Origin of the sequence: Paenarthrobacter sp. Y-19, assembly GCF_029223985.1 — a bacterium.
Classification (GTDB): domain Bacteria; phylum Actinomycetota; class Actinomycetes; order Actinomycetales; family Micrococcaceae; genus Arthrobacter; species Arthrobacter nicotinovorans.
This window is the reverse complement of the sequence record NZ_CP119414.1, coordinates 1837092-1857060: the sequence shown is the minus strand read 5'-3', so window position 1 is coordinate 1857060 and position 19969 is coordinate 1837092. Positions and strand designations below refer to the sequence as shown.

General features: G+C 63.1%; 16 protein-coding genes and 1 tRNA gene. 6 read left to right on the top strand and 11 right to left on the bottom strand.

Annotation, left to right across the window (positions count from 1 at the left end; genetic code table 11):
- Positions 1-22 precede the first annotated feature (22 nt).
- On the bottom strand, positions 23-1699 hold the full coding sequence (locus tag PYR64_RS08585; RefSeq protein WP_055975785.1) for a sugar transferase: 1677 nt from the start codon (positions 1697-1699) through the stop codon (positions 23-25).
- A gap of 270 nt (positions 1700-1969) precedes the next feature.
- Entirely contained in the window at positions 1970-2230 is a 261-nt protein-coding gene (locus PYR64_RS08580) for a hypothetical protein (protein ID WP_018777618.1), read from the bottom strand.
- A 39-nt stretch (positions 2231-2269) separates the two neighbouring features.
- Between PYR64_RS08580 and PYR64_RS08575 the strand changes: the two genes are divergently transcribed.
- The gene (locus PYR64_RS08575) at positions 2270-2503 is read left to right on the top strand and encodes a DUF5703 family protein (RefSeq protein WP_011774832.1); all 234 of its coding nucleotides are present in this window, start codon (positions 2270-2272) and stop codon (positions 2501-2503) included.
- A 36-nt stretch (positions 2504-2539) separates the two neighbouring features.
- Here the strand turns inward: PYR64_RS08575 and PYR64_RS08570 are convergent, their stop codons facing one another.
- Both PYR64_RS08570 and PYR64_RS08565 read right to left on the bottom strand, forming a co-directional pair.
- A complete protein-coding gene (locus tag PYR64_RS08570) occupies positions 2540-3700 on the bottom strand; it encodes an acyl-CoA dehydrogenase family protein (protein ID WP_079581441.1) in 1161 nt (386 codons plus the stop codon).
- A gap of 28 nt (positions 3701-3728) precedes the next feature.
- Positions 3729-5033 carry a M20/M25/M40 family metallo-hydrolase gene (locus tag PYR64_RS08565; protein ID WP_039241278.1) on the bottom strand — a complete coding sequence of 435 codons (1305 nt, stop codon included), beginning with the start codon at positions 5031-5033 and terminating at the stop codon, positions 3729-3731.
- A gap of 264 nt (positions 5034-5297) precedes the next feature.
- On the opposite strand from PYR64_RS08565, the gene PYR64_RS08560 reads away from it, so the two are divergent.
- A tRNA-Leu gene (locus PYR64_RS08560) sits at positions 5298-5380 on the top strand.
- Between the two features lie 168 nt (positions 5381-5548).
- Here the strand turns inward: PYR64_RS08560 and PYR64_RS08555 are convergent.
- Genes PYR64_RS08555 through PYR64_RS08545 form a run of 3 tightly spaced genes read right to left on the bottom strand, consistent with a single transcriptional unit; the run spans position 5549 to position 9175 of the window.
- Entirely contained in the window at positions 5549-6475 is a 927-nt protein-coding gene (locus tag PYR64_RS08555; protein ID WP_189075569.1) for a MaoC/PaaZ C-terminal domain-containing protein, read from the bottom strand.
- A complete protein-coding gene (locus tag PYR64_RS08550; protein WP_189075570.1) occupies positions 6472-7812 on the bottom strand; it encodes a 3-oxoacyl-ACP reductase in 1341 nt (446 codons plus the stop codon). Before PYR64_RS08550 ends, PYR64_RS08555 begins: the two co-directional genes overlap by 4 nt.
- 10 nt (positions 7813-7822) lie before the next feature.
- Positions 7823-9175 carry an acetyl-CoA C-acetyltransferase gene (locus PYR64_RS08545; protein ID WP_275779418.1) on the bottom strand — a complete coding sequence of 451 codons (1353 nt, stop codon included), beginning with the start codon at positions 9173-9175 and terminating at the stop codon, positions 7823-7825.
- On the opposite strand from PYR64_RS08545, the gene PYR64_RS08540 reads away from it, so the two are divergent.
- Together PYR64_RS08540 and PYR64_RS08535 are read left to right on the top strand one after the other, a co-directional pair.
- Positions 9174-9938, top strand: coding sequence for a TetR/AcrR family transcriptional regulator (locus PYR64_RS08540; RefSeq protein ID WP_275779416.1), 765 nt, complete (start codon positions 9174-9176; stop codon positions 9936-9938). The genes PYR64_RS08545 and PYR64_RS08540 overlap by 2 nt on opposite strands.
- Positions 9939-9985: 47 nt before the next feature.
- Positions 9986-12088, top strand: a complete 2103-nt coding sequence (locus PYR64_RS08535) for an acyl-CoA dehydrogenase (protein ID WP_018777611.1) — start codon at positions 9986-9988, stop codon at positions 12086-12088.
- Positions 12089-12203: 115 nt separating this feature from the next.
- Here the strand turns inward: PYR64_RS08535 and glgA are convergent, their stop codons facing one another.
- Positions 12204-13400 (bottom strand): glycogen synthase, encoded by a 1197-nt coding sequence (glgA, locus tag PYR64_RS08530; protein ID WP_035733564.1) that lies wholly within the window; start codon positions 13398-13400, stop codon positions 12204-12206.
- Positions 13401-13493: 93 nt separating this feature from the next.
- Between glgA and glgC the strand changes: the two genes are divergently transcribed.
- Both glgC and PYR64_RS08520 read left to right on the top strand, forming a co-directional pair.
- On the top strand, positions 13494-14906 hold the full coding sequence (gene glgC / locus PYR64_RS08525) for a glucose-1-phosphate adenylyltransferase (protein ID WP_018777609.1): 1413 nt from the start codon (positions 13494-13496) through the stop codon (positions 14904-14906).
- A 73-nt stretch (positions 14907-14979) separates the two neighbouring features.
- Positions 14980-16431 carry an SDR family NAD(P)-dependent oxidoreductase gene (locus PYR64_RS08520; RefSeq protein WP_275779412.1) on the top strand — a complete coding sequence of 484 codons (1452 nt, stop codon included), beginning with the start codon at positions 14980-14982 and terminating at the stop codon, positions 16429-16431.
- 65 nt (positions 16432-16496) lie between these two features.
- Here PYR64_RS08520 and PYR64_RS08515 read toward each other — a convergent pair whose 3' ends face one another.
- From PYR64_RS08515 to PYR64_RS08505, 3 genes are read right to left on the bottom strand one after another with little or no spacing between them, the layout of a single operon-like run.
- Positions 16497-17348 (bottom strand): transglutaminase family protein, encoded by an 852-nt coding sequence (locus PYR64_RS08515; RefSeq protein ID WP_275779410.1) that lies wholly within the window; start codon positions 17346-17348, stop codon positions 16497-16499.
- Entirely contained in the window at positions 17345-18271 is a 927-nt protein-coding gene (locus PYR64_RS08510; protein ID WP_018777606.1) for an alpha-E domain-containing protein, read from the bottom strand. Before PYR64_RS08510 ends, PYR64_RS08515 begins: the two co-directional genes overlap by 4 nt.
- A 58-nt stretch (positions 18272-18329) precedes the next feature.
- Positions 18330-19886 (bottom strand): circularly permuted type 2 ATP-grasp protein, encoded by a 1557-nt coding sequence (locus tag PYR64_RS08505; protein WP_039241274.1) that lies wholly within the window; start codon positions 19884-19886, stop codon positions 18330-18332.
- Between the last annotated feature and the right edge of the window lie 83 nt (positions 19887-19969).

Below are 19969 nucleotides of genomic sequence, written 5' to 3'. Positions count from 1 at the left end.
TGCCTTGCCTTGCGGGCGGTGGCTAATAGGCACCCGATGGCCGGATCATGGCCCGGAAAGTGCGCCACATGATCATCAAGTCCCCGGCGATGGACCAGTTCTCCACGTAGTAGAGATCGAGCCGGACAGCCTCATCCCAGGGGAGGTCGGACCGTCCGTTGATTTGCCAGAGCCCGGTGATGCCGGGCTTGATCAGGAGCCGGCGATGGGTGTGGCGTTCATAGCCATTGACTTCCCGCGCCAGCGGTGGCCGTGGACCGACCAGGCTCATGTCGCCTGCAAGGACGTTCCAAAACTGCGGCAGTTCGTCCAAGGAGTACTTGCGCATCCACCGGCCACAGGTCGTGACGCGTGGGTCACCGCGGATTTTGAAAAGTACGCCTGCTCCTTCGTCCTGGTTGTCCAGTTCCTCCAGGCGCGCTTCGGCGTCAACCACCATGGAACGGAATTTGAGCATCTGGAACGTGGTGCCTTGCTTTCCTATGCGTTGCTGGCGGAAGAGCACAGGACCGGGACTGTCTGCTTTGACGATCATGGCAAGGGCCAACAGGACCGGCGAGAGGACAACCAGTGCCAGGGAAGAAACGGCGATATCCATCAATCGCTTGAGGGTGTGCTTGCCTCCGGAGTAGTGCGGAATGTCCACGTGCATCAGTGGCAGGCCTTCCACTGGCCGCCAGTGGATCCGGGGGCCGGCCACATTGGTCAGCGTTGCGGCCAGGACGAGTTCGGCGGCGTCTTCTTCCAAGCGCCAGCCGAGTTCCTGGATGAATTGGTTTCCGCCGGGCAAGGGTCCGGCGACGATGACGGCATTCGCTCCGGTTTGGCGGACCGTGTGCGCTATCCCGTAGATGGATGACAGAACGGGGACACGGACCTGGTCTACGACCAGCACCGCCCCTCGCCTGGCCCCCGGGAGGCATGCGCCGAGGATGTCGTAGGGGGCACCTGACTTCCGGTTGATCTGCTTGATCACGTACCGGACGTCCTGTGGTTCTCCCACCACGATGGCGCGGGTCAGGCAGCGCCCCCGTGATTTTTCGCGGGTCAGCCACCTACGGAAGCCCCATCTGCTGCCTGTCAGCGCCACGATGCCCAGTGGCAGGGAGACAAGAACGTAGGAGCTTACCGATTCAACACGGAAAACCACTGCGACGATTGCCAGGAAGCCGAACACCCTGAAGCTCGCTGAGAGCACGCGTTTGTATTCTTCCGGTCCAACTCCCAGTACTTTCGGATCCCTGGTCCGGTAGACCTCCAGGGCGGCGAGCCAGATGATGCCCAGGATCACCACCAGGGTCAGTTGGCGCGGGAACCCGGAAGTTCCGTCTGTGAAGGGCAGTCCCCCGGTATTGAGTGCATAGCCGGCTGAGACGGCGGCTGAGACCAGTATGGTGTCGGAGACTGTCAGGGAGGTGGTCAGGAAGCGCGTCCAGCCCAGCCGGTTCCGGTGCGGGGGCTTGACGCGTGAGTGGCGGTGGGTGACTGGCGGCACGAGGTCCAGGGTGACATCCGGCCTGGGCGCCGCCAGTCCCGCCTTTTCAGTCCGTTGTGCAGCAACGGACTTGTCAATCCAGGGAGACACCGGCGGATTGACGTGGGCAGTGACCGGGTCCACTGGGAAGGCTGGTCCCACGGCAGCATGGCCCGCACCCTTGGGTGCTGCCGCCTTGCCTAAACGTACGACTGGAACTTTCACCTTGTCAGCCTTCTTTGCAGACCGTCCATTGCCTACATATCAGTGAAGCTTTGGCCGCAAGGGGGCGCACCAGTAGTCGGTACTCAAGTTTGCGCAGTATTGCCCAAGGGTCCTACGTGCGAGTACCTAGCTGGCCGTCGGGGCACTACGTGTTTTGCTTGACCGCGAGGACAGGGAAAAGCCCGGAAATCCGCACAGATTCACCACAGCCGAATCGGCGAAAAGGGCACAAAAAACCGGCCGCCGTGTGGCGGCCGGTGCAACGGAAAATCAGTCGTCTACGCTCTCGAGCGCCTCGTCTTCGTCATCCTCTTCCTCATCTTCATCCTCATCCTCGAAAACCTGGAGAGGGGTGACCTCTGAAAATGACTCGTAGAGGGCGTCTTCGTAGACTTCGAAGGCGTCAGCAACGGCGAAGAAGGCGGCTTCGACGGTGGGGTCGCCCTCACCGCGTCGTGCCGATGCAGCGGCGAGATGTTCTTCCAAGGCGGCGGTAAATGATTGAAGCGCGACACGCGGATCGATGCTCATGACTTCACGTTAGCCGGAAAAAGACGAAAATGGAGAGGGATGAGAGAACAATTTCCAGGCAGCTCCGTGGAGCGCCAACGAGACTACGCACGTCAGTACGAATACCTCGTACTGACGGTGGGGCCTGATGATTCACTGCCCGATGCCCGGCGCCGGCTGGCCGAGCACTCAGAGTACGGCAAGTGGGAACTGGAGCGCAGCGTCCTCTATCTCGGTGGCGGACGACGATTCTGGCTGCGCCGCAAGGTGTACTCCGTGCAGCGCACCGTCTAGGTGCCCAAGCTCCTTCGACGCACGCAGTTCGTTCGACTAGCCCTCGAGTGGTCCCAGCCAGGCGCTGGCAACTGTGTTGTGGGCTGATTCGTCGTTGGATGGATGGAAGATTCCCGCCAGGACGTCCCTGTACAGCCGCTCCATCTCCGAGCCACGGAAGTAGCTTGATCCTCCGGTGACCCGGATGGCCAGGTCCACCACATGCCGGGCGTTTTCGGTGGCGCGGGACTTGATCCCCACAAGCTTGGGGAACCATTGGGCCCCGTGGTCCACCATGGTGTCGACGTCGCGGGCCACCGCTGAGATCTGAGGGTAGATCCCGTCCATCGCCAAAGCAGCGTCGGCCACTTTCCACCGGATGTCCGGGTCCTGCGCGTAACTGCGGCCACCGTATTTCGCCGACACGCGACGCTTCACATTCTCCACCGCAAGCGTGAACGCCCTCTCGGCAACGCCCGTATAGACGGCGGCAAGCAACGTCTCAAAGCACGCGAAGATGGCGAAGATCAGCAAGTCCTTGTTGGGACCCACAGGCAGTTTCCGGAAGATGCGTTCGGCCGGGATGACCGCTCCATGCAGCAGCGTCGTGTTCGAAGCACTGGCCCGCATGCCCAGGGTGTCCCAGTCGCTGAGGGTCTCATGCCCGGGTTCGTCACGGCGGAGGAAGCCGAACACCAATTCGCCCTCACCCTCCCTGGCTTCCGGGTCCTTGCCGAACGTCCCCAGCCGCGTCCAGCCACGCGAGAGGCTGGTGAAGATCTTCCGGCCGGTGAAGCGGTAACTGCCGTCAGCCAAAGGTTCGGCAACGGTGCCCGAATCAAACAGCATGGAATCATTGCCGGCCTCCGAAATACCGAAGGCGAAGATTTCGCCCTTCCCGGCTTCCTTGAGGACGAAGTCCAGGGAATCGTCACCCCTGGCCGCCATGACGCGCGCGACGCCGGTCCACACCAAGTGCATGTTCACCGCCAGGGCGGTGGCCGGGGCAGCCGTTGCGAGCCGCTGCTGCAGCGCAGCTACCGCTTCGAGACCAAGCCCCAAGCCGCCGTCGTGCTCCGGCACGAACAGCTTGAGGTAACCGGCGGCTGCCAGTTCTTCCAGGTCCTCATGGAAGAACTGGTTGTTGTGGTCGTACCCGGCAGCACGGCCCCGCAGTCTTTCCAGCAGGGCGTCGGGAAGGATTTCTTCGGGAGTCAAAGCAGGGCCTCCTTGTGGTGGGTGCCGTTTAGTAGTTGCTCAGCAGCGTATTCAGGACGCGGGCGCCGAACTGGAGTGACTCTGCGGGCACCCGCTCGTCAACACCATGGAACATTCCGGTGAAATCGAGCTCGTCCGGCAGCATCAGGGGCGCAAAGCCGTACCCGGTGATGCCGATCTTGCTCAGTGACTTGTTGTCCGTGCCGCCGGAGAGGGTGTAGGGCAGGACCTTGGCCCCAGGGTCCTCGGAGTGGAGGGCATCGATCATGGAATCGACAAGGTTGCCGGCAAAAGGCACTTCCAAGGAAACGTCCTTGTTGACGTAGCTGATGTCGATTCCGTCGCCGGCAAGCTGCTTGATGGTCTCGAACACCAGCTCCTGCTGCCCAGGCAGGGTACGGCAGTCGACGAAGGCCTCGGCGGACTCGGGAATGACGTTGTGCTTGTAGCCCGAACGCAGGAAGGTGGGGTTGGACGTATTCTGCAAGGTGGCACCCACGAAGCGTGAGACCGTGCCGAGCTCCTTGAGGAGGATGTCAGGGTTGTCAGCGTCGAACTCGACGCCGGTCAGTTCAGTCACGCCGTCCAGGAATTGCCGGGTGGTAGGGGTCAGCTCAACAGGCCATTTGTATTCGCCAATACGGGTAACCGCGGCTGCCAGCCTGGTCACAGCGTTGTCAGTGTTGATCTGGGAACCGTGTCCCGCCCTTCCGTGGGCCACCAGCCGCAACCAGGACAGGCCCTTCTCGGCAGTTTGGAGCAGGTAGGTCCGCTGCCCGCCGATGGTCGCGGAGAAACCACCCACTTCGGAGATGGCTTCCGTGGCCCCGTCGAACAGCTCACGGCGGTGCTCCACCGCGTACCTGGCACCGTAGGTGCCGCCGGCCTCTTCATCGGCGAAGAAAGCGAAAATGATATCCCGCTTTGGCTTGCGGCCGGTCCGGGCGAAGTCACGCATGACGGACAGGATCATCGCGTCCATGTCCTTCATGTCCACGGCTCCGCGGCCCCACACCAGCCCGTCCTTCAATTCGCCGCTGAAGGGATCCACGCTCCATTGGTCCTTCAGCGCGGGCACGACGTCCAGGTGTCCGTGCACAACCAACGCATCCGCACCGGGATCTTCGCCTGCCATGCGGGTTACGACGTTGGCGCGGCCAGGGGCTGATTCGAAAATTTCCGCTTCCAGGCCTACTTCAGTGATGAGTCCGGCCGTGTATTCGGCTGCTGCCCGCTCCCCGGGACCGGTGTCATCGCCGTAGTTTGAGGAATCGATGCGGATGAGCTCCTGGCAGATCCTGACAACTTCGTCTTCAGGGCGGATGGCAGACATGGAAACTCTCCTTGCGTGGCTGGGCTGCAGGTTCCGGCGACGCGGACTGCTTCATCCGCAGCCCGTCCCGTGTAGCTTTAGCCTACTCACCAGTTGCGCCCCGAGTCAGGAACTCCACGGCCCTAAGGGTCCCCGGGGCCTCACCCGTGCCTGGCGGCTCCTGCCGATTTTTCAGGCACCTGAAACCGTGTTAGAGTTTTTCTCGCTGCTTCGGAGGAATATGAAGCGCCGCAAGGTGCTTACTACTCCTGCTGAACACCACCTGCGCGGGTGGCGGAATGGCAGACGCGCTAGCTTGAGGTGCTAGTCCTCGAAAGGGGGTGGGGGTTCAAGTCCCCCTCCGCGCACAATACCAAGGCCTGGAATCCACGGATTCCAGGCCTTGTTTGTTTCCATCACGAACTGCTGCGAGCCGTAGTCGAGGCCGCCTCTGCGACGTTGGTCACTATTGTTTCTTCATTTGTCGATCCGGTAAGCGGCGCCCACCGAAGGGGCCGCCGTTTACCGGACATGGTTCACGACAATGCTGAAACGGAGCCCAGGAAATGGCGCCTACCGCTGCGCGGATTCCAAGCGATGTACTCCGAGCGCTCCCACGCCCCCGACGCGGACTGGACTGTCGCAATATCCAAGGCCACCCGTGCAGGAAGGAAAACAGGAGCCTCGAACGTGACCTTCCAGGTAAAAGCCTCCGACTTGGCAGCTCCAACGTCTGCCAACGCCCGGGAGGCCAGATACATCCCATGGGCAATCGAGCCCCTCATGCCCAGTGCTTTCGCTGACAGGACGCTCAGGTGGATTGGATTGAAGTCACCCGACACCGCGGCATAGCTCCGCCCGATGTCCAGGCCAAGCTGCCAGAGGGCTGTGGGATCCGGAGGTGAAAAATCGGCTGGGGCGGAAGATCCATGTGCGGTTCCCGCCTTATCGATGCCCGGCAGGAAAACGCCTTTGGCGAGGTAGGTGGACACCCCGCGCCACAGCAGCGTCCCATTGGAATTGGAACGGACTTCAGCAACAACGTCCAGCTGGGTCCCTGCGCGATGCCCGGTCATGTTCTCCGCCCAGGACTTGATGTCCAGGGTTTCGGTGAAGTGGATGGGCATGTGCTGCTCCACATGGTTCCTGAGGTGGATCATGCCAAGGAGCGGTAAAGGGAAATCGTCCCGGTTCATCACACTCATGGACACCGGGAACGCCAGTGCATGGACATAGCCGGCCGGGAGGGTGTCGCTGGCCGTCTCCCCCACCAAGTGCTGGTAGGCGGTCAGGTTTTCGACGTCGGCCCTGACGTCCCGGACCTCGTGGCTGACCGCCGGCAACCTGGTTCCGCCTGAATTTGCGCCCAGTACGCGCCGGCGGGCCGCCGTCGTCGCTGCGTTGACGTAAAGCCGGGACAGCGACGGAAGCTCCTCAAGAACCACCGCTTGCGGCGTGTTCATGCTCCCACCAACTGTTGCCCGCAGACCCGCAGCACTCCTCCGGAGATCCCGCCGGCGGCGTCGCTGGCGAGGAAGGCAATTGCTTCGGCTACGTCCTGTGGTTGGCCGCCTTGTTTAAGGGAGTTCAGCCGCCTTGCCGCTTCGCGGATGGCCAAAGGCATCTTGGCCGTCATCTCGGTTTCAATGAATCCAGGTGCGACGGCATTGATGGTGCCGCCGTATGGCTCCAGCAGGGCCGCCGTCGACCTGACCATGCCGATCACGCCACCTTTGGACGCCCCGTAGTTGGTCTGGCCCCTGTTGCCGGCGATTCCGCTGGTGGAGGCCACTGAAACGATGCGCGGAGAGGTCCTGAAGTGCTCCGATGCCAGAAGGGCCTCATTGATCCTCAGTTGCGCCGCGATGTTGACCGCCATCACGGACTGCCACCGGCCCTCGTCCATGTTGGCCAGGAGCCTGTCGCGGGTGATTCCGGCGTTGTGCACCACGATGTCCAGCCGGCCGTAGCGTTCCACGGCGTGTTCTATGATCCGATGCCCTGCGTCGTCACGGCTGATGTCGAGCTGGAGCGCGGTGCCCATGACGTCATTGGCGACAGCGGCCAGATGGTCGCCGGCCGCCGGAATGTCCACCAGGACCACTTTCGCCCCATCGCGGTGCAGGGTGCGGGCAATGGCAGCACCGATGCCCCTGGCAGCTCCGGTAACAACTGCGACCTTGCCGGCCAACGGCTTGTCGGAGTCCGTAGGCAGCGCCCCCGACGTCGAGGAGACCGTCAGGAACTGTCCGTCAACGTACGCCGAGCGGCCCGACAGGAAGAAGCGCAGGGCACCGAGCGCAGACGGACTGGTTGTTGCCAGCTCGTCGTCGAGGAGTATTCCGTTGGCTGTCGCCCCGGCCCGCAGCTCCTTGGCCAGGGAGCGCAGGAGTCCGTCAATGCCTTGGCGGGCGGCCGCCGACGCCGGTGACGGTGCGGACTGGGGGCTCCGCGAAATCGTCACCACCCGGGCGTTGGGAGCGAGGTCCCGCAGGGAGGCGGCCGCCTTGAGGACAGGCTTGCCAAGGTCCTCCGGGTGCTGCACAGCATCCAGCACAAGGATGATGGCGCCCAGCTTTTCCTTGGGGAGCGCATTCCGGCGGACGTCCAGGCCCCAGCCGAGAAGGGTGGTGGCGATGTCGTCGCTTCCGGCGCTGTCACCGCTGACCAGTACGGGGCCGGTTATCAGCGGTGCTCCGGGTTGGTAGCGTCGAAGCTCCACCGGCTGTGGCAGTCCCAGTTTCCGGGCGACGTTCCTGCCCAGTCCGTGGCTGACGATCTGTGTGTACTTGTCTGTCATGGAGTTCCCCCTAGGCTGCTTCCAGAATCGCGACGACGCCCTGGCCGCCTGCGGCGCATACGGAGATCAGGCCGCGCGCAGGGCGCCCGTCCACGGATCCCTTTTCGTGCAGCATCTTTGCGAGGGAGGCGACGATCCGTCCGCCGGTAGCGGCAAAGGGATGCCCTGCGGCCAGGGATGAACCGTTGACGTTGAGCTTGGCCCGGTCGACCTTGCCGAGGGCGCCGTCAAGCCCAAGGCGCGTGCGGCCGAATTCCTCATCCTCCCAGGCAGCCAGGGTACTCAGGACGGTTCCGGCGAAGGCCTCATGGATTTCGAAGAAGTCAATGTCCTCGAACGTCAGGCCGTGGCGGGCCAGCAGGCGCGGGACGGCGAAGACCGGAGCCATCAGGAGCCCGTCCTTGCCATGGACGAAATCGACGGCGGCCGCCTCGCCGTCCAACACGGTGGCCAGCTTGGGCAGGCTGTGCTCATCGGCCCATTCTTCGGTGGCGAGCAGTACTGTTGACGCGCCATCAGTCAGCGGCGTGGAGTTGCCGGCGGTCATTGTTGCCTCGGACCCAAGGTTCTTGCCAAACACGGGTTTCAGCGTTGAGAGCTTCTCGAGCGTGGTGTCCGGGCGGAGGTTGGAGTCACGGCTGAGGCCCCGGTACGGGGTCAGGAGGTCATCGAAGAAGCCCCGTTCGTAGGCGGCTGCGAGGTTGCGGTGGCTGTTGAAGGCCAGCTCATCCTGTGCCTCGCGGCTGATGTTCCACTGGGCTGTGGTGAGGGCCTGGTGTTCTCCCATGGACAGGCCCGTGCGGGGCTCTCCGGTGTTGGGGGCATCGGGAGCCAGATCCTTGGGGCGGATGCGGCCGATGATCTTCAGCTTCTGAACCGGAGTCTTGGCGCGGTTAAGGTCCAGCAGGATCTCCCTGAGGCCTTCACTGACCGCGATGGGCGCATCGGACGCCGAGTCGACGCCACCGGCAATGCCGGACTCTATCTGGCCCAGCTTGATCTTGTTCGACAAACCCAGCACGGTCTCCAGGCCTGTTGCGCAGGCCTGCTGGAGGTCGTAGGCAGGGGTTTCCGGTGACAGGGCCGAGCCCAGCACGGCTTCGCGGGTGAGGTTGAAGTCCCGTGAATGCTTCAGCACCGCCCCGGCCGCTACCTCGCCGATGCGTTCGTCCTGCAGCCCGAACCGTGCGATCAGCCCCTCAAGTGCTGCTGTGAGCATGTCCTGGTTGGAGGACTTCACGTAGGCTCCGCCGGTGCGGGCGAACGGGATGCGGTTGCCGCCCACAATGAAGGCGCGGCGCGTTGCCGCGGGTGTCGTAGTGCGCTCGGGGTTCTCGTCCGGGGTCACGTCTGCTGCAGCCATGCTTGTCTCCTTCGATCAATGCCAGTTACTGATACCCAGCGTACCTGATACGCTGGGTATCGTGAACAGCCACCGTCAGGAAATCCCCACCGCCCCCGAGGTTCTCCCGGGAGAGGCTCCCTCCGCCGTAGACGGCAGGGCCGCGCGATGGCAATCCCACCGCGAGGAACGTCGTCGCGAACTCATCAAGGCAGCCCGCAGGGCCGTCCACCGGCTGGGAAGCGATGCGTCGATGGAGGACATCGCCGGCGCGGCGGGCACTTCCAAATCCGTGTTCTACCGCTATTTCGGTGACAAGGCCGGGCTGCAACAGGCCATGGGAGAAGTAGTCCTGGGCCAGATGCAGCGCCGGATGAAGGAAGCTGCGCAACTGGCCCAAACCCCCCGCGAGGGACTGTATGCGATGGTTTCGGCCTATTTGCAGATGGCTGAGTCCAGTCCCAACGTTTATGCCTTCATCACGCGCCTGTCTCCTGGCGAAGCGTCCGCGCAGGACGCAATTGCGGCTTCGGGGGCCCTGGGCAACTTCTTTGAGCAGATCACGGAGATGATCGCCACCCCCATGCGTGAGCACCTGGGTGAAGAAAAGGAATCGGTGATCGTCTACTGGCCCACTGCTGCCATCGGGCTGGTGCGAAACGCCGGAGAGATGTGGCTGGGGAGCCCCGCAGGCGCCGACAAGCCCGACCAGGCGGCCATGGCCGGGCAGATTACCGACTGGCTTTGCCTCGGCATCGCACCGCAACTCAAGAACACCACCTGACACCAGCAAATGACTCATCAGTTATCGGAACCAAAGAAGGAAACAACATGACTGAAGTAGTGGACCGGGCCTCATCGGCCAACAAGCCGGCAAGCCGCGACGTTGCTGCCGCCGAACCCGTGGTCGATGTCGCGGCGCTCGGCGAGCAACTCCTGGGTAAATGGGCTCATATACGGCATCAGGCCCGTGAGGTGGCGGGCAACCCCGCTGTGCAAAAAATCGAGGGGCTGCACCACACGGAGCACCGCGCCCGCGTTTTCGAGCAATTGAAGTTCCTGGTGGACAACAATGCTGTCCACCGTGCCTTCCCCACGCGTTTGGGTGGCTCGGACGACCACGGCGGCAACATCGCCGGCTTCGAGGAACTGGTCACCGCCGACCCCTCGCTGCAGATCAAGGCCGGTGTGCAGTGGGGCCTCTTCGGCTCTGCCGTCATGCACCTGGGCACGTCCGAGCACCACGACAAATGGCTTCCTGGCATCATGAGCCTGGACATTCCCGGCTGCTTTGCGATGACGGAGACCGGCCACGGCTCTGATGTTGCAAGCATCGCCACCACGGCCACCTACGACGACAGCACCCAGGAGTTCGTCATCAACACCCCCTTCCGTGCAGCATGGAAGGACTACATCGGCAACGCGGCCAATGACGGCCTGGCAGCCGTGGTGTTCGCCCAGCTGATCACCCGGAACGTCAACCACGGCGTCCACGCTTTCTATGTGGAACTCCGGGATCCGGCCACCAAGGAGTTCCTGCCGGGCATCGGCGGTGAGGATGACGGCATCAAGGGTGGACTGAACGGCATCGACAACGGACGCCTCCATTTCACCAACGTCCGGATCCCTCGCACCAACCTTCTGAACCGCTACGGCGATGTCGCAGTGGACGGCACGTACACCTCCACTATCGCCAGCCCCGGCCGTCGTTTCTTCACGATGCTGGGAACCCTGGTCCAGGGGCGTGTCTCCCTCGATGGTGCAGCCGTTGCCGCCAGCAAGGTAGCCCTCAAGACGGCCATCCAATACGCCACTGAGCGCCGGCAGTTCAATGCCTCCTCCCCCACGGATGAAGAAGTGCTGCTGGACTACCAGCGGCACCAGCGCCGGCTCTTCACGCGATTGGCCACCACCTACGCGGCAAGCTTTGCGCACGAGCAGTTGCTCCAGAAGTTCGACGACGTGTTCTCCGGCGCCCATGACACCGACGCCGACCGGCAGGACCTCGAGACGCTGGCAGCTGCACTCAAGCCGCTGAGCACCTGGCACGCACTGGACACACTGCAGGAATGCCGTGAAGCATGCGGCGGCGCGGGCTTCCTGATCGAGAACCGCTTTGCTTCCCTGCGTGCGGACCTCGACGTCTACGTGACGTTCGAAGGTGACAACACCGTCCTGCTCCAACTGGTCGCCAAGCGTCTCCTGGCCGATTACGCCAAGGAATTCCGCAGTGCCGACTTTGGCGTGCTGGCCCGCTACGTCGTGGACCAGGCCGCGGGTGTCGCCCTGCACCGGACAGGACTGAGGCAGGTTGCCCAGTTCGTGGCCGACACCGGCTCGGTGCAAAAAGCCGCCCTGGCCTTGCGCGACGAAGAAGGCCAGCGCACACTGCTCGCGGACCGTGTCCAGTCCATGGTTGCCGAGGTCGGCGCGGCGTTGAAGGGAGCCAATAAGCTCCCCCAGCACCAGGCGGCGGCCCTCTTCAACCAGCACCAGGATGAACTGATCGAAGCAGCCCAGGCCCATGCCGAACTGCTCCAGTGGGAGGCCTTCACCGAGGCCCTGGCCCGGACGCCTGACGAGGGAACCAAGCGGGTGCTCACCTGGTTGCGCGATCTCTTCGGCCTGTCCCTCATTGAGAAGCACCTCTCCTGGTACCTCATGAACGGCCGGCTTTCCATGCAGCGCGGCAGGACCGTGGGTACTTACATCAACCGGCTCCTGGTGAAGATCCGTCCGCACGCGGTCGACCTCGTTGATGCGTTCGGCTACGGCCCCGAGCACCTCCGGGCCAGGATCGCCAGCGGCGCAGAAGCGGAACGCCAGGATGAGGCGCGCCGGCATTTCCGCGAAATGCGTGCCAGCGGCAGCGCACCCTCGGACGAGAAGGCGCTGCTGGCATTGAAAGCAGCAAAATCCCGCCCGTCGAAGTGATGCACCTTCCGGCAAACAGCCTGGGAAGTTAAACCGCGACGGCGCCGTCCCCACCGAGGGGGGCGGCGCCGTCGTGGTTTGGCGTGCTTTCGGGACGGACCCGGGAAGCGGGGCGTCAGCGCAGCACTGAGCGGTACACCTCGAGGGTTGTCTCCGTAATGGACTCCCAGGAGAAGTGGTCCTCGGCCCGCCGCCGTCCAGCGATACCCATCTCCCGGGCGCGCGCGGGATCCGACACCACCTGGTTGAGGGCGGCGGCGAAATCACTGACGAACTTCTCAGGGTCCAGCGGAGTGCCGGTGCCGTCGGTGACCTGCTCCAAGGGAACCAGCAGGCCGGTTTCACCGTGCTGGACCACTTCCGGAATGCCGCCGGTGGCGCTGGCCACGACGGCTGCGCCGCAAGCCATCGCTTCCAGGTTCACGATGCCCAGGGGTTCGTAGATGGAAGGGCAGGCAAAAGCCGTGGCATGGCTCAGGACCTGGATCAGCTCCCGGCGCGGGAGCATCCGTTCGATGAGAACCACACCCTGCCGCTTGGTCTGCAGCTCCTCGATGAGCCGTGCCGTTTCAGCGGCAAGCTCGGGAGTGTCCGCCGCGCCGAGGCACAGCACCAACTGGACATCGTCGGGGAGGCTTGACGCCGCGCGAAGCAGGTACGGAACGCCCTTTTGGCGGGTGTTGCGGCCAACAAACACCACGCTGGGCTTGGCGGGATCAATGCCCAACGCCCGAATGGCATCATCTTCCTCGTCGCGCTCCCACAGGGAAACGTCAATGCCGTTGTGGACCACGCGCACCTTGTCGGGATCGACGTCGGGATAGCTGCGGAGGATGTCCTGGCGCATGCCATCGGAGACGGCAATGATGGCGGCGGCAGCTTCGTAGGCTGTCTTTTCGACCCATGATGACAAGGCATACCCGCCGCCGAGCTGCTCGGCTTTCCACGGGCGCAGCGGTTCCAAGCTGTGGGCGCTGAGTACATGGGGTATGCCATGCAGCAGCGATGCCAGGTGACCGGCCATGTTGGCGTACCAGGTGTGCGAGTGGACAAGGTCCGCTCCCGCAATGTCCGGAACGATCCTGAGATCAACGCCCAGGGTCTGGAGTGCAGCGTTGGCACCGCCGAGGTCTTCGGGTGTGGCGTAGGAGGCCACGGTTGCCCCGTGGTAGTCGGCATCACGGGGCGCGCCGAACGCCCTGACATGAAGGTCGACGTGCTTCGCCAGCACCCGGCTGAGCTCGGCAACGTGGACACCGGCACCGCCATATATTTCCGGAGGGAATTCTTTAGTCACAATGTCTATTCGCACGCTAACCAACGTAGTCGTTCCGGCGTATGTGTTCTAGTGTGAAAGGGTCCGGAAAATCGGACTTTTGGGGGATACGAAGACGTACGGGGAGCTGTGACCATGGCGTTGAAGAAAGTTTTGGCAATCGTATTGGCAGGCGGCGAAGGCAACCGACTCATGCCGCTGACGGCGGATCGGGCCAAGCCGGCCGTTCCGTTTGCTGGCGGCTACAGGTTAATTGACTTTGCGCTGTCGAATCTCGTTAATTCGGGATATTTGAAAATCGTGGTATTGACTCAGTACAAATCACACAGTCTTGACCGGCACATCTCGGAAACGTGGCGCATGTCCACGCAGCTGGGCCGTTACGTGGCTTCCGTTCCGGCGCAGCAGCGCGTGGGCAAGAGCTGGTTCCTTGGCAGTGCCAATGCCATCTACCAATCGCTGAACCTCATCCATGATGACGCCCCGGACATCGTGGTAGTGGTCGGCGCGGACCACGTTTACCGGATGGACTTCTCCCAGATGGTGGAGCAGCACATCGCAAGCGGCGCGAAGGCCACGGTTGCGGCGGTACGCCAACCGCTCAACATGGCCAATCAGTTCGGTGTCATCGAAGTGGACCAGAACGACCCGCAGAAGATCGCCGCCTTCGTGGAGAAACCTGCCAGCACCCCCGGACTGGCAGCCGATCCCTCGCAGTTCCTGGCGTCCATGGGCAACTACGTCTTCAATGCCGATGCCCTGGTTGAGGCGCTGCATGTCGACGCTGAGCGGCTCGATACCAAACATGACATGGGTGGCGACATCATCCCCTACTTCGTCGATCAAGGCGAAGCTGGGGTTTACGACTTCACGCTCAACGACATTCCCGGTGCCACCGACCGTGACCGTACCTACTGGCGTGATGTCGGTACCATCGACTCGTTCTATGACGCGCACATGGACCTGATCTCCCCTGTTCCGGTGTTCAACCTTTACAACTCCGAGTGGCCGATCTACACCCGTCAGAGCATCTCTCCGCCGGCCAAGTTTGTCCGCGGCGGGAACAACACGGTGGGAACGGCCCTGGACTCCATCGTGGCCAGCGGCGTCGTTATTTCCGGTGGCATCGTGGAAGGCTCCGTCCTGTCCAACGATGCCTACGTTGCGGCAGGCAGCCGTGTCCAAGACTCGGTGTTGATGGACAAGGTCTATGTCGGTGAAGGGGCTGTGATCAAGCGGGCCATCCTGGACAAGAACGTCAAGGTGCCCGCGGGTGCGGCAATCGGGCTTGACCCCGCCTTGGATAAAGCCCGCGGGTACAAGGTGACGGAGTCGGGCATCACCGTCCTCGCCAAGGGACAGCTGGTTCCGGAACCCGGTGAGGCGGAGCTCGCGTTGTCTGCCCAGTACCGCCGCGGGCTGCCTGAGGCCGTCAAGGCAGCCACTCACCACGACCCCGACATTCGCGACTCCGCAGAAAAGGTGGCCGCAGGGATCCAGTCCCGCGTGGCCGGGCCGGCATCGCAGGGTGCCGCGAACTAGGCTGCGCCCATCGCGCTGACCCGGACAGAACCCGAGGCAGGCCGGACACTCCCAAGGCTGTAAAATCAGGTCAATGAGCTCCACCGATCTGACGCCTGAAGAGATCCAGGCCTGCCTCAAGGTTCTGACCACGATCCACGTCTACGACGAGGAGCACCCGGACTACGTTGCTGTCCGGCGTGCCACCGGCAAGATGTTCAAAGCCGTCAAGCGCCATCGCCGCGTCACCAAACGCGATTCCATTGCCGAGGCCGACCGGGCAGTCATCGCTTTGACGGCAACAGCCGCCCCGGACCGGATCGACGACGAGACCCGGGGCAACAAGCTGGCCCCGTCCGCAACCGGTGAGATTGCCGGACACTTGATCCGCTCACGGCCCTGTTACATCTGCAAGGAGCACTACACCCAGGTGGATGCCTTCTACCACCAGCTGTGCCCTGAATGTGCAGCATTCAGCCACAGCAAGCGGGACGCCCGCACGGACCTCACGGGTCGCCGGGCCTTGCTAACAGGCGGCCGCGCGAAAATCGGCATGTACATTGCCCTGCGCCTTCTCCGGGATGGCGCGCACACCACCATCACCACCCGCTTCCCGAAGGACGCAGCGCGCCGGTTCGCAGCGATGGAGGATAGTGGCGAGTGGCTGCACCGTCTCAGGATTGTTGGCATCGACCTCCGCGATCCGGCACAGGTCATGGCGTTGACGGACTCCCTCAACGAAGCCGGTCCCCTGGACATCATCATCAATAACGCGGCCCAGACCGTGCGGCGGTCAGGAAATGCCTACAAGCCCCTGGTCGACGCCGAAGATGAGCCGCTGCCTGCCGAGCTTGACGCTGCCAATGGTGGCCCTGAGCTGGTGACGTTCGGACATGCCCACGACAAGCATCCATTGGCGCTGGCCAGCAGCGTCACCGAGCACCCGGTCCTGGCAGGCGACGCCATTACCTCGCTGGCGCTTTCCACTGGTTCGGCGTCTCTGGAACGGATTGAATCAGGGACGGCGATCGACGCCGGCGGCCTGGTCCCCGACCTCGCCTCCATCAACAGCTGGACCCAGGTTGTCGATGAAGTGGATCCTTTGGAGATGCTGGAAGTCCAGCTCTGCAATGTCACGGCGCCCTTCCTGCTGGTCAGCCGGTTGCGGGACGCGATGAAGCGCTCCACGGCCCACAGGAAATACATCGTGAACGTATCGGCCATGGAAGGCCAGTTCTCCCGGGCCTACAAGGGACCGGGGCACCCCCACACCAACATGGCCAAGGCTGCCCTGAACATGATGACCCGCACCAGTGCCCAGGAAATGCTGGACACTGACGGCATCCTGATGACGGCTGTGGATACCGGATGGATCACTGACGAGCGTCCCCACTACACCAAGGTCCGGCTCATGGAAGAGGGGTTCCACGCTCCCTTGGACCTGGTGGACGGTGCGGCCCGCGTGTATGACCCTATCGTCATGGGTGAAAAGGGCGAGGACCAGTACGGCGTCTTCCTCAAGGATTACAAACCGTCTCCCTGGTAAAAATGTTTATAGACAAGCAAGGCCCTTAAGAATGCTTCTTAAGGGCCTTGCCTGTCTTTGGATTCCTATGCGAGCCGGGTGATCTCCACGGACACGGAGAGCCCGGATCCGCCGCCGCCGGAGAGGATGCCCTTCAAGGGTGGCACATCCCTGTAGTCGCGTCCCCTGGCAACAGTGACGTGGTAGTCGCCCGCGGGCTTGTGGTTGGTGGGGTCCCAGCTGCGCCATTCCCCGTCCCACCATTCCAGCCAGGCGTGGGACTGGCCGGCCACCGTCTCCCCGATGTCTGCCGAGGACCGGGGATGGATGTAGCCGGAAACGTAACGCGCCGGGATGCCACTGCAACGCAAGGCTCCGATGGCAAGGTGGGCCAGGTCCTGGCATACCCCCTGCCGTTGTGACCACGCCTGTTCTGCGTTTGTCGTCACCCCGGTGGTGCCCTTCATATAGGTCATCTCGCCGGCCATCCATGCGAAAACCGCCAGTGCGGCTTCGTGGGGATTCTTGCCGTCGACAATCCCGGGAACGATGCCGAGGACTTCCTCCCCCGGCCCGCTGAGCCGTGACTGCGGAAGCCAATCGCTGAATTCGTCCTGGATTTTTTCGGAAGCCATGACGTCCCATCCCACGATGTCGTCCTCCGCGGCGACCCGCTCTGTGCGGTGCACTTCCACGGTGGCCGTGGCAAGGACCTCCAGGCTCTCGTGGGGCATCTGCATGTCGAAAGCGGTGACGCGGGTTCCCCAATAGTCGCGGTAGGTGCTGACCGAGGCCTGGTTGGGAGAGACCTTGAGTGAGGACTCCAGCACCACCTGCTGGCCGTCCGTCAGCGGTGTCATCCGGGCCTCGTTGTAGGACAACGTCACGCGGCGGTTGTACTTGTAAGCCGTCTTGTGGACGATGCTCAGCCGGGTCATGAAACTTCTCCCACCCAGGCGTGCTCATCAGCCTGATTGAAGTACTTACGGGAAATCGCGTCCGATGCCTGCGTCACGGCCTTCTGCACACGTTCCATGTGCTCAGGCAGTTCCGACATGAGGTCATCGGTGCGGTGGAACTCGAGGAAGGTACGTGCCTGTCCCACAATGCGGCGGGCATCGTTGATGAAGCCGACGCGCTGTGCTGAGGGGTCCAGTTTCGCGAGGCACTCATCGGCATCGCGCAATGCGTACACGATGGAGCGCGGGAACAGGCGGTCCAGGAGCAGGAATTCGGCCGCGTGCTGGTCGCCGAACGCCGCCCGCCTGGTGCGGATGAAGGATTCGTACGCGCCTGCGCAGCGCAGCATGTTCACCCAGGACATACCAGCGGACTGGACATCGCGGGTGGACAGCATCCGGGCAGTCATGTCCGCACGTTCCAGGGAACGGCCCAGCACCATGAACAGCCAGCTTTCGTCGTGGCTGACCGTGGTGTCGGCAAGGCCGCGCACCATGGCCGTTCGTTCCAACACCCAGTTGCAGAAACGATACGTTCCCACCACGTCCTTGCGATGCTGGTTCAAGCCGTAATAGGTAGTGTTCAGGCTCTCCCAAAGGGATTGGGACACCGTTTCCCTGGCACGACGTGCGTTCTCACGGGCTGCCCCGAGGGACCCTGCAATGGACGAGGCACTCTGTTTGTCGTAGGCCAGGGCATGAAGCAGCTCAGGCAGGCCGAAATCGTCGCTCTGGGGCTTGGCGCCCATGACAGCGAGGAGTTCCCTGGCTACGCTGCGCTGCTCCTCAAGGGGCAAGTGGTTCAGGCGCTCCAGGTGCACATCCAGGATCCGGGCAGTACCGTCGGCCCGCTCTACGTAGCGGCCGATCCAAAAGAGTGACTCAGCAATACGGCTCAGCATGCGGCTGTGCCTCCTTCGCGTGGTGCATGTCGAAGTTCAAGTGGTGGTTGGAACGGGTTCACTGCTGCTGCTCCGTTTGGCGGTCGCGCCAGTTGCTTTCGACCGGCCATACGGAAACCTGTTCACGCAGGGTGACAGACTGCCGCGGGATCACCTCGGCCGGCATCTGGGGCGAGTTCGCCAGAACCCAGGTGTCTTTGGAACCACCGCCCTGGCTGGAATTGACGATCAGCGAGCCCTCCTTGAGGGCCACCCGGGTGAGGCCGCCGGGCAGAACCCAGACGTCGTCGCCGTCGTTCACTGCGAAAGGCCGCAAGTCGACGTGGCGGGGCCCGAACTTGTCTCCGGAGAGTGTCGGAACCGTGGAAAGCTGGAGCACTGGCTGGGCAATCCAGCCGCGGGGATCGGCGATGACGCGCTTGCGCAAGGCGTCCAGTTCTTCCTTGGAAGCGTCGGGACCGATGACCAGCCCCTTTCCACCCGAACCGTCGACGGGTTTGACCACCAGTTCCTCGAGGCGGTCCAGGACATGTTCCCTGGCTTCCTTTTCCTCAAGCCGGAAAGTGTCGACGTTCGCGATGATGGGTTCTTCGTGGAGGTAGTACCGGATCAGGTCAGGCACGTAGCTGTAGACGAGCTTGTCATCGGCCACCCCGTTGCCCACCGCGTTGGCGATGGTCACTCCCCCGGCACGGGCGGCGTTGACCAGGCCAGGGCAGCCGAGCATCGAATCCGAGCGGAACTGCAGGGGATCGAGGAAATCGTCATCGATGCGTTTGTAGATGACGTCCACACGCTGTTCGCCGGCCGTGGTCCGCATGTAGACGCGGTTGCCGCGGCAAATGAGGTCCCGGCCTTCCACCAGCTCCACGCCCATCAGCCCGGCCAGGAGCGTGTGTTCGAAATATGCGCTGTTGAAGACACCCGGGGTCAGGACAACCACTGTCGGATCATCGACGCCGGCGGGTGCGGTCTTGCGCAGCGCCGACAGTAGCCGCCGCGGGTACTCTTCAACCGGCCTGATGTGCTGCTGCCCGAAGGCTTCGGGCAAGCCTTTCGCCATGGCCCTGCGGTTTTCCAGCACGTAGCTGACGCCGGACGGGACACGAACATTGTCCTCGAGTACCCGGAACGTGCCGGCAGCGTCACGGACGACGTCGATGCCCGAAACATGGACGCGGACGCCGCCGGAGGGTTCAAAACCGTGGACCGCCCGGTGGAAATGGGCGCTGGTGGTGACGAGCTGGCGTGGAATCACGCCATCGGCCACTACGGCCATCCGCCCGTAAACGTCGTTGAGGAATGCTTCAAGTGCTTTGACCCGCTGGGCAACTCCGCGTTCGAGCACGTCCCACTCATCGGCCGGGATGACACGCGGGACGATGTCCAGGGGGAAGGGACGCTCCTCCCCCGCGTAGTCGAAAGTGACGCCACGGTCCAGGAAGGTCCGTGCCATGGAGTCGGCACGGGCGGTGACATCTGCAAGGGAAAGCTCGCGGAGCGCACCGGAGACCTGACCGTAGGATTTTCTGGCAACGTGGCCGGGGGCAAACATCTCGTCGTAGGCTCCACTGCGTGCAGCGGCCTCGGAGTAATCCTGGAATAGGTCAGACATGGGATTCAGACAATCACCTTTTTGAGTCGAGCGCATTACGCACTGATTGTGTCGCGGTTTCCGGGTGCTCCCGGTTTCGCCTT